This is a genomic window from Desulfatiglans anilini DSM 4660 (assembly GCF_000422285.1).
GTDB lineage: Bacteria > Desulfobacterota > DSM-4660 > Desulfatiglandales > Desulfatiglandaceae > Desulfatiglans > Desulfatiglans anilini.
In genome coordinates this window covers 25,860-39,909 of sequence record NZ_AULM01000004.1, presented here as the reverse complement: position 1 = coordinate 39,909, position 14,050 = coordinate 25,860, and the positions used below count along the sequence as shown (strand labels likewise).

General features: G+C 62.2%; 13 protein-coding genes. 7 read left to right on the top strand and 6 right to left on the bottom strand.

Going from position 1 to position 14,050, the window contains the following annotated elements; genetic code table 11:
- The first annotated feature begins 41 nt into the window (after positions 1-41).
- From ahbD to H567_RS0105750, 3 genes are all read left to right on the top strand, one after another.
- On the top strand, positions 42-1,145 hold the full coding sequence (gene ahbD / locus H567_RS0105760; RefSeq protein ID WP_051184519.1) for a heme b synthase: 1,104 nt from the start codon (positions 42-44) through the stop codon (positions 1,143-1,145).
- Positions 1,146-1,338: 193 nt separating this feature from the next.
- A complete protein-coding gene (gene ahbA, locus H567_RS0105755) occupies positions 1,339-1,788 on the top strand; it encodes a siroheme decarboxylase subunit alpha (RefSeq protein WP_028320671.1) in 450 nt (149 codons plus the stop codon).
- A 245-nt stretch (positions 1,789-2,033) separates the two neighbouring features.
- Complete coding sequence (locus tag H567_RS0105750) at positions 2,034-2,405, top strand: DsrE family protein (RefSeq protein WP_028320670.1); 372 nt, start codon at positions 2,034-2,036, stop codon at positions 2,403-2,405.
- A gap of 106 nt (positions 2,406-2,511) precedes the next feature.
- Here H567_RS0105750 and H567_RS0105745 read toward each other — a convergent pair whose 3' ends face one another.
- From H567_RS0105745 to H567_RS0105715, 6 genes are all read right to left on the bottom strand, one after another.
- Positions 2,512-2,874, bottom strand: a complete 363-nt coding sequence (locus tag H567_RS0105745; protein ID WP_028320669.1) for a hypothetical protein — start codon at positions 2,872-2,874, stop codon at positions 2,512-2,514.
- Between the two features lie 128 nt (positions 2,875-3,002).
- Positions 3,003-4,451 (bottom strand): DegQ family serine endoprotease, encoded by a 1,449-nt coding sequence (locus H567_RS0105735; RefSeq protein ID WP_028320668.1) that lies wholly within the window; start codon positions 4,449-4,451, stop codon positions 3,003-3,005.
- 74 nt (positions 4,452-4,525) lie between these two features.
- A complete protein-coding gene (locus H567_RS23290) occupies positions 4,526-5,971 on the bottom strand; it encodes a Do family serine endopeptidase (protein WP_161626570.1) in 1,446 nt (481 codons plus the stop codon).
- A gap of 80 nt (positions 5,972-6,051) precedes the next feature.
- Entirely contained in the window at positions 6,052-6,378 is a 327-nt protein-coding gene (locus H567_RS0105725; protein ID WP_028320667.1) for a hypothetical protein, read from the bottom strand.
- Positions 6,379-6,543: 165 nt separating this feature from the next.
- Complete coding sequence (locus H567_RS0105720) at positions 6,544-7,950, bottom strand: sensor histidine kinase (RefSeq protein WP_028320666.1); 1,407 nt, start codon at positions 7,948-7,950, stop codon at positions 6,544-6,546.
- The gene (locus tag H567_RS0105715; RefSeq protein ID WP_028320665.1) at positions 7,928-8,605 is read right to left on the bottom strand and encodes a response regulator transcription factor; all 678 of its coding nucleotides are present in this window, start codon (positions 8,603-8,605) and stop codon (positions 7,928-7,930) included. The genes H567_RS0105720 and H567_RS0105715 overlap by 23 nt, the downstream gene beginning before the upstream one ends.
- Before the next feature lie 515 nt (positions 8,606-9,120).
- Here H567_RS0105715 and H567_RS0105710 point away from each other — a divergent pair.
- From H567_RS0105710 to H567_RS0105690, 4 genes are all read left to right on the top strand, one after another.
- Entirely contained in the window at positions 9,121-11,199 is a 2,079-nt protein-coding gene (locus H567_RS0105710; protein ID WP_028320664.1) for a hypothetical protein, read from the top strand.
- A 286-nt stretch (positions 11,200-11,485) separates the two neighbouring features.
- Positions 11,486-12,337, top strand: coding sequence for an MBL fold metallo-hydrolase (locus H567_RS0105700; RefSeq protein WP_028320663.1), 852 nt, complete (start codon positions 11,486-11,488; stop codon positions 12,335-12,337).
- Between the two features lie 130 nt (positions 12,338-12,467).
- Positions 12,468-13,046, top strand: a complete 579-nt coding sequence (gene cobU / locus H567_RS0105695; protein WP_028320662.1) for a bifunctional adenosylcobinamide kinase/adenosylcobinamide-phosphate guanylyltransferase — start codon at positions 12,468-12,470, stop codon at positions 13,044-13,046.
- Between the two features lie 209 nt (positions 13,047-13,255).
- Positions 13,256-13,693 carry a hypothetical protein gene (locus H567_RS0105690; RefSeq protein ID WP_028320661.1) on the top strand — a complete coding sequence of 146 codons (438 nt, stop codon included), beginning with the start codon at positions 13,256-13,258 and terminating at the stop codon, positions 13,691-13,693.
- The last annotated feature ends 357 nt before the right edge of the window (positions 13,694-14,050 follow it).

The following is a 14,050-nucleotide window of genomic DNA, read 5'->3' as shown; positions in this document are numbered from 1 at the left end:
CTGCCGCGATGCATCCGGATAAGCCATCCCACGGAAAGAAAATGCGTGCCGGGCAAAGGCCGGCCGGCCCCGGGTCCCAGCTGCGCCTGGTCGCCTGGGAGATCACACGGCGCTGCAACCTGAACTGCGTCCACTGCCGGGCCTCGGCCGAGCGCGGCCCCTACGGGGGGGAACTCGACCATGCGGCCTGCAGCGACCTTCTGCGCCAGATCAGCCAAGTGGGCAGCCCCATCATCATCCTGACCGGCGGGGAGCCGCTCATGCGGGAGGATGTCTTCGACCTCGCGCGCGAAGGCACCGACTTGGGGCTCAGGATGGTCATGGCAACCAACGGGACCCTGCTCGACCCGTCCATGGTCGGACGGATGCGCAGCTCCGGCATCCAGCGGGTGAGCATCTCCCTGGACGGGGCCACCGCCGCCGAGCACGACGCCTTCCGCCAGGTGCCGGGGGCCTTCGATCAGGCCCTGCGCGGGATCCGATATCTGCGGGAGGGCGGGATCGAGTTCCAGGTCAACACGACGGTCACCCGCCACAATGTCCACGTGATCGACCGCATCCTGGATCTAGCGGTCGAGCTGGGCGCGGCTGCGCACCACATCTTCCTGCTGGTGCCGACCGGTCGCGCGCGGGAGATGGTCAACCAGGAGATCGAGGCCAACCAGTACGAGGAACTCCTGCACTGGTTCTACCGGATGCGGGACCAGGTTCCCTTGCATCTGAAGGCCACCTGCGCGCCCCACTACTACCGCATCCTGCGCCAGGAGGCGCATGCCCGGGGTGAGACCGTCAATTTCGAGACGTACGGCCTCGACGCCGTGACCCGCGGGTGCCTGGGCGGGACGGCGTTCTGCTTCATCTCGCACGACGGCATCGTCCAGCCCTGCGGTTATCTGGAGCTGAACTGCGGGGATTTGAAGCAGTCGTCCTTCGAGCAGGTCTGGCAGCATTCGCCCGTATTCCTGAAGCTCAGGGATTTTTCGGCCTACGAGGGCAAATGCGGCCGCTGCGAATATCTGCGGGTCTGCGGCGGCTGCCGCGCACGGGCCTACGAGGCGACGGGGAACTTCCTGGCCGAGGAGCCGCTTTGCGCGTACCAGCCGCCCGCCCGCACCGGTTCGGCAGGGGCTGCGCCCCACGATTGATTTTCACCCGGAAAAGAGATGTCAACCCCGATCGTCTCCTTCTCATGAACGGAGGCCTTTTGCGTCATCTTGCGCTCTTGTCCAAACGCCCCGACAGAGGGGAGGCCGGCTGGAGGATAAAGCCCGGCGATGGGGCCGGTGAAACAAGGGCTCTCCGGTTTCGGACGAAAGCCAACGGGTTCGTGGAACGGACATGGACGACACCGACAAGGCGATTTTAAACGAGATTCAGTCTGATTTTCCGATTACATCAAGGCCTTACCGGGACCTCGGCGAACGATTGAATCTGGGCGAGGAAGAAGTCATCTCGCGCGTACAACGGCTCAAGGAAGCCGGTGTCATCCGCAGGATCGGGGGCAATTTCCACTCGAACCGGCTCCATTTCACCAGCACCCTCTGCGCGGCCAGGGTCCCGGCCGAGCACGTGGAGCGGTTCGTGGACGTGGTGAACCGCTACCCCGGGGTGACCCACAACTACTTGAGAAACCATCCTTACAATATCTGGTTCACCTTCATCGCCGAGGACATGGATCGCATCGAGCAGGCGCTGGCCGAGATATCGGCCGAGACCGGCGGGGTCGAGATCCTGAACCTTCCTGCCAAAAAAATGTTCAAGATCAAAGTGGATTTCGAGATCAATTAGCGGCTGCCGAATTCCTCGCTCCCGAATAAGGGTGGGCCCGTTTCCCCTCCTGACGCCGAGGGCCTCTTGGCAGGGGCTTGAGCGCCTTCTCCGCTTCACTTTTCCTCCCCTTTCCAGTAACCTTTCAGCACAAACTGGCTCTTTTATGACAAATGTATTTCAGTTGACGGCCTCATTTGAAGCGGCGTGAGAAGTCGTTCTGTTTGATCGAGACGCATCATAATCAGAGAAAAGGAGACGGACTGATGACGGAGAAAAAGGAAAGGCTGCTGTTTATTACGACCTGCGCAGAGGAAAACCCGGACAAGGCCACCCTCCCGTTTGTGCTTGGAAACGCTGCGCTCGCGATGGATGTGGAGGTGATCGTCGTGCTCCAGTCGATGGGTGTCTACCTGGCGATGAAGCAGTATGCGCGCCATGTCAAGGCGTCGGGGCTCCCGGCGCTAGAGGATCTGCGGGACCTGTTCCTGGAGCACGGGGGGAAGCTGTGGGTCTGCGATCCCTGTATTCAGGCGAGGCAGATCTCGCCGGAGGAGTTGATCGACGGGGCGGAAGTGGTGGCGGGCGCGACCCTCGTGGATGGGATGCTGGATGCCAAGAACGTCGTGGTGTATTAGCCGGCCTCTCTCCCTTACAGCGATGCCCTTTTCGTGAAGCAAAAAAGGCGTCCCGTTTTCCCGTTGCGGGAGAGCGGGGCGCCTTTGTTTTTTTGTCCTGGTTCCGCTACATCCTGATCTTGGAATCGGTCTTTTCGGGATGCTTCTGCAGATGCCGGTAACGGTTCATGGCTGATTCACTCAGCCGTTCGAAGACGCGGGCGAGGTCCGATTCGCCCCAGATATCCTTGAAGGGCGCAAACGATAAAAGACGCTTGCTGATCTTGTAATGCGGCGGCTGGTCGGGCAGCAGGGCGATGTCTTCATTCTCGAGTTCGACCGCCCCTTCCAAAATCTTGTCCATCAGATCGGCGGCCGATTGAACGAAAAACTTCTTCACGTCTTCGGTCGATTCCGCCTTGTTCAATTTGTCCCTGAAATGGGGCAGGACCAGGTTTTCGTATTTGGTGAAGGAGATCTGCTTTGTCATGGCAACCCTCCAATTTGGGTTTTGATGGAGCAAACGGCGGATCAGGCAGCACCCGGTTTGCGCCGAGGCATCACCTCCGGGCAGAAGATTCCCGTCGCCCTGATCGCTGCCGCCGGACGGATGCAGCCTTAGTTGTTCGCCGGCTTCAGGACGGCATAAAACGTTCCTTTGCTCCTTTTGACCAGCAGGAGGAGACCCGCTTCCCGGGTGGCCGTTTCGAGGGCCTCCTGGTAGTCTTTCAGGTTTTTGACCGGCTTGCGGTTGATTTCCTTGATGAGGTCGCCTGACCGAAGGCCGGCCTCCTGTGCCGGGCTGCCGCCCTTCACGTTCGAAATGACGACCCCTTCTTCCTGGGGGTCCAGCCCGAGATGCCTGGCGATTTCAGGCGTCACCTCCTGAACGGTGATGCCCCAACGGGTCTCTTCCGTTTGCCCTTCCTTGACCGGTTCACCCTGCTCGCCATCCGGCATGGTCCCGATCACCACGTCGATATTTTTCTGCTGCCCGCCGCGGACGATCTGCATGGGGATCTTGCTTTCGGGGGCGGTGGCCGCGACGGCCCGCGAAAGGGCATTGGCGTCCAGGACATTGTTGCCGTTGAACTGCAGGACCACATCCCCGCGCTTCAGGCCCGCCTTCTCGGCCGGGCTGTCGGCGAGCACGTCGGAGACCAGGACGCCGGTCGTATTCTGAAGCCCGAAGGACTGGGCGAGTTCGGGGGTGATGTCCTGGATCATGACGCCGAGCCAGCCGCGCACGATCTTGCCCGTTTTGAGCTGCGGCAGCAGGGCGGTGGCGACGTTGACCGGTATGGCGAAGCCGATGCCCTGCCCGTGGGCTACGATGGCCGTGTTGATTCCGACCACCTCTCCGTCCATATTGAACAGCGGGCCGCCGCTGTTGCCGGGGTTGATCGCGGCGTCGGTCTGCAGAAAGTCGTCATAAGGACCGGCCCCGATCACGCGCCCCTTGGCGCTGATGATGCCGGTCGTCACCGTATGCCCGAGGCCGAAGGGGTTCCCCACGGCCATCACCCAGTCCCCGACCCGGATCTTGTCTGAATCCCCCAGGCGCGCCGGCTTCGGAAAGTCGCCGTCAGGCGTGACCTGAATCAGGGCCAGATCCGTCTTCGGGTCGCGGCCGATCATCTTGGCGTCGTACTCCTTTCCGTTTTCCAGCTTCACCTTGATCTCCGAGGCCTTCTCGACGACATGGTTGTTCGTCAGGATATAGCCTTCCTCGCTGATGACGAGGCCCGAGCCCAGGGCGTGGGTCTTCAATTCGGTGTCGCCCTGATTGCCGAAGAAGCGTTTGAAGAATTCGTCCCCGAAGAATTCGCGGAAGGGGGAGTCCGGGCCCATAAACGGATGCAGAGGGGATTCCTTGATCACCTGGGTGGTCGAGAGGTTCACGACGGCGCTCTTGACTTCGTTGGCCAGATCCGCGAAGGAGGTCGGCATCTTGCTGCCGAAGCCGGGGAAGGCGGCGCTCGAGGGCGAGGCAAGGAAGACCGTTGCGAGAAGGGCGAGAGACAACTGTAAGACCGCGCGGATACGCATTTTTACAGGATGGATCATGGTTTTGTTCTCCTCCGATTCATAGGGGTTGAGGTTTGGACCAGACTTCTGACCGGTTTCTTCCAGGGTCAACTTCAGTTAAGCGGGAGTTGAACGTACCCGGTGCGCCCGCTGCGATGGTCCATCGCCAGAAAGGTGATCCGGCGGTGCCGCGGATGGGTGGCGCTGAGTTCTTCCCAAAGCGCTTCGAGGCTCCTTACGCCCTTCCCGTTGACCTCGAGGATGACATCGTTCACCTCGAAGCCGGCCTGCCCCATGGGGCCGGCCGGATCGATCCACTCGATCACGAGGCCCTGGCGGATCTTCCGCCCGTATTTGCGGCTCTCCTCCGGTCTGAGGGGGCGCAGGTCCACTCCGAGTTTGGCGCGCAAGGACACTAATTTCATGTCATGGGCCTCCTGCAGGTTGCCCACCGGCACCGATATCGGAATTTCCTCGCCGTTCCGCCAAATCTTCAGTTGGACTGTCGACCCGATTGTACTGCCCGCGATGAGATTTCTCAAGTCTGCAGAATCGGTGACAGCTTTTCCGCTGTAGCTCAGGACCACGTCCCCGCGTCTGAGGCCGGCCACGCCGGCCGGGCTCTTCTCGGCCACATCGGCGACGAGGGCGCCTTTGGATTGAGGCAGGTCGAAGGACTGGGCGAGGAGCGGGGTGATATCCTGAAGGCTCAACCCGATCCAGCCCCGCGAGACCTTGCCGTGTGAGATGAGCTGGCGGGCGACATGCAGTGCCATGTTGCTCGGTATGGCGAAGCCGATGCCTTCGAATCCCCCCGATTGGGAGACGATGGCGGCGTTGACGCCGATCACTTCTCCCTGCAGGTTCAGGAGCGGCCCGCCGCTGTTGCCCGGGTTGATGGCCGCGTCCGTCTGAAGGAAGTCCTGATAGCTGCTGGGGCTGAGAATCCCGCGCCGGTGTTTGGCGCTGATGATCCCCTGGGTCACGGTGTGGTCGAGTCCCCTGGGATGTCCGATCGCCACCACCCAGTCCCCGACTTCCATCTTGTCCGAATCGCCGAAGGTGACGTATGTGAAAGGCTTCGGGGCCTCGACCTTGAGTACGGCCAGGTCTGTCTGAGGTTCGGTCCCGATCAGCTTGGCGGGGTAGGATTCGCCGCTTGCGATCAGGACTTTGATCTCGGTCGCCCCTGAAACGACGTGGTTGTTGGTGAGGACGTGCCCGTCGGCATCCATGAGGATCCCTGAGCCGATTCCTTTGTACTCCCGGTTGAATTCACGCGGCATGCGGGGCAGGTCGAAGAAGAACCGGAAAAAAGGTTCTTCTTCGAAGGGGAAAAACGGGTTGGAAATGCTTTGCCGCTGGACCACCTCGATGTGCACCACCGCCGGGATGTTTCGTTTGGCGACGGCGGAGATGGCCTTGCAGAAGTCTATTGGGCTGGAAATGATCGCCGTTTCCGCTGAAACGCCGCCGGGTGCCGCCATAAATGCAGCCGTCGAAAGGCATGTGACCAGCAGGCAGACAGTGCCGAAACAAACGGAGCGCGCGTTTACCATCGTTCTTTTCCTCGATCCTCGATCCTCGATCATCTGATCGTCCCGATATCCGAAAGACCGTCCGGGCATCACCGAAATGCTCAGGAGAGTTCCTCAAGCGGGATGTCGAACGGTTCTTTCTGAAAGGGGATGGCTACGCGGCGCTTCGACTCCTCGCTGTCCAGCTGGTTGGCCAGCGTCTTTGAAAAACGTCTGCCGATCGGGCACTTGCGGCATATATCCAGACCGCTCCGGCGCGCCATCCCGTATTCGTCATTGGGGATCTTCAGATCGTCTTTCTGCGCCATGCGATAACGCAGGGCGCAAGCCCGCTTCGTAATGCGCAGGCTCCCAGGCTGCCGGGTGCACTGAATCACTTCCAGCTGGTATGGGCCTTGTTCCAAAACGGATTTGCGGACTGCCGACATGTTGCTCCTCCTTTTTTCGAGGTGAAAGCCTATCTTTCGCGAGACAGTATACAGATGGAGTATTTCAGCTGGATTGCCGAAAAATTACAATAGTGTAATATTCCATTATGGATGGCCATTTCTTTGCTCCCGTCCGCCGATGACGCGCGCGTTCAAGTCCAGGGGTTAGGCACGGATGGGCAGAGATATCGTAAAACAGGACCCTTTGTCCGTCCGGCTGTCGACCTGGATCCGTCCCTTGTGCGCTTCCACGATGGCCTTCACGAGGCTCAACCCCAGTCCGAGTCCTTTCTGGGAGCGGCTCTTGTCTCCTCTGTAGAGGCGGTCCCAGATCTTCGAGAGGTTTTCCTCAGGGATGCCGACGCCTGTGTCCGTGATGCCGATGACCATCTCATCGTTTTCGACCCGGGCCTCCAGGTGGATCTTCCCCCCATCGGGCGTGTACTTGAGGGCGTTGTCCAGGAGATTCGCCAGGGCCTGCCCGACCCGGGTCGGGTCGGCGGTCAGTACGAGGTCTTCCGGGGCGGAAACGCTTACCTCGATGCCTTTTTCTTCTGCGACGACTTCATAGAGTTCCACGATCCTTTCAATCAGTTCGTTCACACTGAAGGAGCGTTTCCTGAGCGCCATGGCGCCCGTCTCTGCCTCGGAGATATCCATCAGGGTGTTGAGCAGGGTCAGCACCTTTTCCGACTCCTCGACGCAGTCCGACAGGGCCTCGCGCAGGATGTCGGGGTCGCATGTCTCCCGGCGGAGGGCCATCTCGGCGATGCCCCGCAGCCGGGTCATCGGTGTGCGCAGGTCGTGCGCCACATGGTCGAGAGAGCCCCTCATCGCGAGGATGAGCGCCTCGATCCTCGAGAGCATTTCGTTGAAGAGGCGCACCAGTTCGTCGAGTTCGTCGTTGGAATGGGGACTGGGCACCCGGGCGGTCATGGTGTCGAGGTCGATGGAGCGGACCGTTTGGATCAGGTGGCGGATGGGCCTGAGCGCCCTGAAGGAAAAGGCGGCGCCGCCGATCAGGCCGAAAAGGACGAACGGGACGACGACGATCATGAAGGTCTTGCGGAAGCGCTGCAGCAGTTTGACCTGCTCTTCGGCGGTCTTCCCGACCTGGAGCCAGTTCCCGTCGGGGAGCCGCACCCGGGCGAGCTCGAGGTAATTGGGGCCGCCGCTGGATGGAGGCAGGCGGAACCATTCCTCGATCGAGGAGGGATCGGTGCTCTCGAGCCGTTTGATGTCGAAATCGGCCCACTGATAGGGGATGTTCAGAAAGAGGGTCGTGTTCCGCGGGTCGGCGATGCGGATGAAAAACCGGTCCTCCTGCGCGAATTTCTTTTCGACGCGGTTTTCCTGCTCGATGAGGGTCGCGCCTCCCGCTTGATAGAGGGAAATCAGTTTGAGCATCTGGGAGTTGATGGAGGCCTGGTTCTGCGCGCGGTAGCTGGCATTCAGGAAGAAATAGGTCAGCACGAAGAGGCAGAAGGAACTCAGGATGAAGACGGTCGAATACCAGGCCGTCAGCCTGAAGCCGATCGTCCGGGTGATCCTACGCATCCGGTCTAAAAACATAGCCTACGCCCCGAATCGTCTGGATCGATTTTTTCTGGAAATCCTTGTCGATCTTGTTTCGCAGCCTGCAGACCAGCACGTCGACCACGTTGGTCTGGGGGTCGAAGCTGTAGTCCCAGACGTGCTGCAGGATCATGGTCTTGGAGACTACCTTGTCCGCGTTGCGCATGAGGTATTCGAGGAGGCTGAATTCCCTGGGCTGAAGGTCGATCTTCTGGTTGTCGCGGCAGACCTCCCGTTTGAGGAGGTCCACGGATATCCCGCCCATCGAGAGCGAAGAGGCCTCCGAATGCCCGCCGGCCCGCCGGAGGAGGGCCTGCACCCGGGCGAGGAGCTCCGTGAAGGCGAAGGGTTTGGTCAGGTAGTCGTCGCCGCCGGTCTGCAGCCCGCGCACGCGGTCATCCACCGAGCGCTTGGCGCTTAGAATGATGACAGGGGTGTTGAGCCCCTCCGCGCGGATCTTTTCGATCAGGGAAAGGCCGTCGAGGTGCGGCAGCATGATATCGATGACCGCGGCATCGTAGTCTTCGGTCAGGGCCAGATCGAGCCCGGCCAGGCCGTCGGGCGCCGTGTCCACTGCAAACCCGGCTTCCTTGAATCCTTTGGCGATAAAGCCGGCGATCTTTTCATCATCTTCAACGACCAGTATGCGCATGAACCGTCCTTGCTGTGCATCCCTCCAGGGGCCTGCCCCGATTCCCGGCGCATGGAGGCGCACGGTTTGGAGGATGGCCCCCCCTGCAGACACCTCTTCATGAGGTGGCCTTTGGAGGGGGATGTGTGGTATTCATGACAAGAAGCGAACCGCTCGGGACCGTCTCCGATAGGGAAACGATCTTACCGCCGATCCCGGTGTCAAACTTCAGCCTCGCTTGTGGGCCGACCTGCAGACCGACTCCGGGCAGGCGCCCGATCTGCTTCACAGCGGCCGCGCCGGGTCCGCCGCGCAGCACCGGGGGTGGGCATCGCAGCGGATGAAGCCGCCTCCCTTTTCCGGATCGAAAGGAAAAAGGAATTTTATATGTTAAACTAATTACAAATGATCGAGGATCAAGATCCAATACAAATAATCGTGGATAGAGATCCACCCCGCTTTATCTCGGGTCCCGGATGCGGTAGGCCGTTCCGGGGCATTTTTGGGCCTTTTGCAAGAATCGGGGAGTTCTGATCGTGAGAGAGAGGCTTGGTTTCATCCTTTCCCGTCTGTACCGGCGGACAGGCGCCTTGCCGCCGCTGAGCGGCATCGACGCAGACGCACAGTTCAGGCCGGAGGAGCGGGATGCGGAGGCGGCGGGCAGGAATCTAAACGCCGCTTTTCTGATCCGCCTCTGCGGAAGGCAGGGAGAGCCGCAGCGCAGCCGCGCACGCGCCTGGTTTGCGCAGCTTGCCGGGGATCCACGTTGGGCGCCCGTCGCGGACTTCTACGAAAAGGCGTTGAAGCGGCTCCCCCTCGAACTCGACGATGCCATCCGGCGCAGCGGCGGAGGGTTCGGAGAGGAGATCGCCCGTCTGAACGGCCTGGCCGCGAATGCAGGCGAGGCCTTCAGCGGCCTCGATGCCCTGGAGGCATGCTGGCGGGTTTTTTTTCCTGAGGGGGTGGAGTCGCTGAAGGACGCGGCGCGCGCCGTCGAAGACCTTCGCGGGGTGCGGACGATCGCCCTGACCGGCCTCAATGAACGGCCCATTGAACGTCCGGTGAGCGAGGTCCTCTTCGCCTCGAATGTCCTTCTGACAAGGCCATCGGGGGAGCCGCACTGCAGCGCCCGGATCCGGGAGCGGCTGGCGGAGCTCCGGGACGAACCGCAGCTCTTCTGGTACGATCATCCCATGCCGATCGGGGTCGATCCTGAACAGAGCGAGGTGATCTACGGGCTTCGGGCGCTCGACCAGGCCGTGGCCTTCGAGAAGGGGCAGGGGGTCGCCTCGCCCGACGAACGCCTGAGCTGTGTCCTTTCGGTTTCCGTGACCCACGAGGGGCTCGCCTCGCTCGCGCGGGAGGTTCTCGAAGAGTCACTGCGGGAAGGCCTCGACGGGCTGCCGCATCTCCGGGTCTACGCCCTGACGGAGGCGGACGCCGAAAGGCTTTTTGCAGCGGTCCTGGCGCCGGCCGCCGAGCGGTATCGGGGGGGCGCCGATCTCGATGCCCTGCGGGCGGTTTACGGGGTGAACGGCGAATACGGCCGCCACTACACGTTTCTGCGCGCCCTGGCGGCCTTCTGGCATGTCCTCATCGATCGCCGCGTGAGGGCGACCTTCAAGATCGACCTCGACCAGGTTTTCCCGCAGGAGCAGTTGCTCAGGGAGACCGGATGCTCGGCGTTCGCCCACCTGAAGACCCCCCTGTGGGGCGCCGCGGGCATCGACGCCCGGGGGGAGAAGGTCCGCCTGGGGCTGATCGCCGGGGCCCTGGTCAATGCCGAGGATGCCCACCGGTCGCTTTTCGAGCCCGATGTGCCCATGCCGGAGACATCCGCCCTGAGAGGGGACGAGTGGATCTTCTGCAGCGCCCTGCCCCAGGCCGTGTCCACCCGGGCTGAGATGTTGGCGCGCTATGACCGGGAGGACCTCGACGGCCGCAGAACCTGCATCCAGCGCATCCATGTGACCGGCGGGACCTGCGGCGCATGGATCGAGGATTTGCGGCGCCACCGTCCCTTTACGCCGACCTTCATCGGGAGGGCGGAAGACCAGGCTTATCTCTTGTCCTGCCTTTTCGCATCAGGCGGGGAGTTTCTCCGCTATGTCCACAAGCCGGGTCTCATCATGCGCCACGACAAAGCGGTCTTTGCCGCCGAGGCCGTTCGCGCCGCGGCTGCCGGCAAGCAGGTGGGCGATTACATCCGGATGCTGCTCTTCACGGAATACGCGAGGGCGCTTCCGTGGCCGGTGGAAGAGACCAAGGGCGTGGTGGACCCCTTTACGGGCTGTTTCATATCCCGGATCCCCGTGACGGCGGCCGTCCTGCGGCTGGCCCTGAAGGCTGCGCGGATGTTCACGGAGGGGGATGCGAGGACCGCCTGCGAGCTCCTCGAGGGCGGTGCGGCCCGCCTCGCCCGATGGATGGGGGATCCGCCCGGGGGAGGGCGAAACTTCCTTGCCGAGCGGGTTGCGACGGAGAGGCGCGCCTGGAACGACTATTATGATCTCCTCGATGCGCTCGAGAAGGCCTTGGAGCAGGGGGATCCTTTTGCGCACCGTCTCGAGGCGGAGGCGCGCAGGATCATGGAAGGGTGCGAGCTGCGGGCGTAGCGGCCGGACGGTGCGGCCCCTCGCTATCATCTCCGATTTACTTGTATTTCAGGATTGACACAACCGGGCGGATTCCGTAGATTGTGTCCATTCATAAGGGTTTTCCCGTAAAATCCGGGCTTCGGATGGAGACGGGATTGTGTCCGTGGAGGCCGTCGGCGATCCTGCGATGCGGGATGCGGCGGCGGCGGTGTCGACGCGGCGCTTCAAGCGGTCGGCCGAGGGTTCGAAGGTTTGCCTGGGGGCGTGAAGGCCCCTTCTTGTCCGTTGGTCTGCAAGGAGAACCATGCAAATCACATTCTGGGGAACGAGGGGGTCCATCGCTGCGCCCGGCCGGGATACCGTCGTTTTTGGAGGCAACACCTGCTGCGTGGAAGTGACCACGGCCGGCGGGCGGACTATCGTCATTGACGCCGGTTCGGGCATCCGGCCCCTGGGGGAGAAGCTTGCCTCCCGGGAAGGGGGGCATGAAGTCCTTCTTCTGATGACGCACAACCACTGGGATCACGTTCAGGGGTTTCCGTTTTTCAAGCCGGCCTACCTCAAGGAGTGGACCATCAGGGTGGACGGTTTCCACTCCTGCATGAAGGGGCTGCGGGCCATTTTCGACAACCGGATGGGCGACGGGTTCTTTCCGATCGCCTTCGAGGCGTTGAAGGCGGACATCCGCTTCATCGACCGGATTGGCAAGGGGCCTCTCGTGTGGGATGACGTGGTGATCGATGCCATGCCGCTTCAGCATCCGCAGGGCGGCGTGGGATTCCGGTTCAGGGAGGACGGGCGGAGCTTTGTCTTCCTGACGGACAACGAACTGCGCGAAGACGCCTGGGCAGGAAGGAAGCCTTCCGACTATGTGCGCTTCTGCCGGGAGGCGGATCTGCTGGTTCATGACGCCCAGTACACACCGGCCGAGCATGCGGAACGTTGCGGGTGGGGGCATTCGGACCATGCCGCCGTGGTCGACCTTGCGATAGAGGCCGGGACGAAGAGGCTGCTTTTCTTTCATCACGATCCCGGACGGGCGGATGCGGAGTTGTCAGCGATTTTAGATGATTCCCGGCGCTTCCTCCGCGACCGGGGGGCCGGCACTGAAATCGACGCCGCCAGAGAGGGCGCGCACGTGCGGGTCGGGGTGTAGAGCCTCCTCGGCTGCTTCGGGGCCGGGTCTGTGAAGGGCGTGCGTCACCGGGTTCGGGAGACGTGTCCGCGCTGGATGAACAGGTCCGGATGAACGCCATCTTGAAGAGGTGGATGGAGGTGAAGGGGACTTGGTTGAGGGTGGACCGCGGGATCTGATCCTTGTTCTTGGCGGGGCGAGGAGCGGCAAGAGCCGGTGGGCTCAGGGGCACGTCGAAAGCTGTTCCAGGGCGCCGCTCTACATTGCGACCGCCGAGGTGTCCGACGATGAGATGGCCGAACGCATCCGCCTGCACCAGGAGGCCCGCGGCGCCCGCTGGCGCCTGATCGAAGAGCCGCTGGAGCTCGAACGGGCGATCCGTTCGGCGCCGCCGGAGGTCGACGGCATCCTGATCGACTGCCTCACCGTCTGGCTCAGCAACGTCCTCCTCAAGAAGGGCGAAGATGCAGTCCCGGCTTACGAGGCCCGGCTGATGCAGGCCCTGGAGGAGCGGTCCTGCCTCGTTGCGGCCGTTGCAAACGAAGTGGGGATGAGCGTGGTGCCCGCGCACCCCCTGGGGCGTCTTTTCCGGGACCTGGCGGGCTGGTTGAATCAGCGCGTCGCCGCGGCGGCCGACCGGGTGGTGCTGACGGTGGCCGGGCTGCCGCTGGTGCTCAAAGGGGCCGGCAAGGTGGCCGTTCCGCCGCCCTTCGGCCTTGGAGACCGTTGAACGCGGGACGGAAGGGGCGGTTCTTCCGTCCCTGACGTTGCGCCTGCAATGCAGGTGTCCATCGGCTCTCTTGTGAGGGGGCCTTGCGGGCGGGCCTGCCTTGCGCCGGTATGCAGCTCGGCGCCGGCATGGAGAAAACATCCATCCTTGGATGGAGAGTCTGATAGCCGGGGCGGTGAACCCCCGGCTAAAAACGAAAGGAAGGAACCATGTTCAAATTGATCAGGATGGATCAGGCGGGCGGGGAACGGAAACCCGGTCTCCGGATCGACATCGATATTGCGGTGGGCGGAAAGGCGATGCCTTGCCCCTGCACCGAGACCTGTTTTGACGAGCGGTCTTTCGCCGCCGAGATCAAGGCCCTCCAGGATGCGCTGGACGGGCTTCTCAAAGAGGGCACGCGGTTCCTCTCCGGCGCGGCCAAGAGCGGTGCGGCCGGGCTGAATCCCCAGGATCCCCCTGAAAAGATCTGGGCCGCCCTCTCGAAGATGCCGGGCGAGGAGGATTTCATCCTGGCCTTCAACAGCCTCGACGATGCCAAACGGGCTGAGACATCCGAGTACATTCTCACGCAGTGCGGCATGTTCAGCGGCAAGGGCGCCGTCTTTTCGAAGCGCTTCAATCACGCCAGCGGTCTGCTGGAATAGCGGACGGCGCCGGTCCCGCCTGCAGAACCCTCCTGCGACGTTGTTGCCTTCCATGCCCTGCATGCTTACCTTGATCCCATCCGGAAAGCGCCTTTTTGGCCGATCTCGGCATCCAAGCGCGTGTTCACTTGCGGGGCGGCCGGTTGGCCGCCTGACCGCCAGCGCTTGATTTCCTTGATATTGAAAAAAACCGGGATCCCTCCGCGAAAAGGCGGGCCGGGCACGCGAAGCGTGTGAAGGGAAAGTCCTCATTTCCGGATGGGAAACCCGATGGCGATGGATCGTTTTCGGATAGATGCGAGTTGGTCGCATCCGGAAGACCACGGGCATGGATTTTCGAAACCACTGGAGCGCCGC

Coding starts and splice junctions, on each gene's coding strand:
- ahbD (WP_051184519.1), top strand. CDS start 42: ATGCGTGCCGGGCAAAGGCCGGCCGGCCCCGGGTCCCAGCTGCGCCTG.
- ahbA (WP_028320671.1), top strand. CDS start 1,339: ATGGACGACACCGACAAGGCGATTTTAAACGAGATTCAGTCTGATTTT.
- H567_RS0105750 (WP_028320670.1), top strand. CDS start 2,034: ATGACGGAGAAAAAGGAAAGGCTGCTGTTTATTACGACCTGCGCAGAG.
- H567_RS0105745 (WP_028320669.1), bottom strand. CDS start 2,874: ATGACAAAGCAGATCTCCTTCACCAAATACGAAAACCTGGTCCTGCCC.
- H567_RS0105735 (WP_028320668.1), bottom strand. CDS start 4,451: ATGATCCATCCTGTAAAAATGCGTATCCGCGCGGTCTTACAGTTGTCT.
- H567_RS23290 (WP_161626570.1), bottom strand. CDS start 5,971: ATGGTAAACGCGCGCTCCGTTTGTTTCGGCACTGTCTGCCTGCTGGTC.
- H567_RS0105725 (WP_028320667.1), bottom strand. CDS start 6,378: ATGTCGGCAGTCCGCAAATCCGTTTTGGAACAAGGCCCATACCAGCTG.
- H567_RS0105720 (WP_028320666.1), bottom strand. CDS start 7,950: ATGTTTTTAGACCGGATGCGTAGGATCACCCGGACGATCGGCTTCAGG.
- H567_RS0105715 (WP_028320665.1), bottom strand. CDS start 8,605: ATGCGCATACTGGTCGTTGAAGATGATGAAAAGATCGCCGGCTTTATC.
- H567_RS0105700 (WP_028320663.1), top strand. CDS start 11,486: ATGCAAATCACATTCTGGGGAACGAGGGGGTCCATCGCTGCGCCCGGC.
- H567_RS0105690 (WP_028320661.1), top strand. CDS start 13,256: ATGTTCAAATTGATCAGGATGGATCAGGCGGGCGGGGAACGGAAACCC.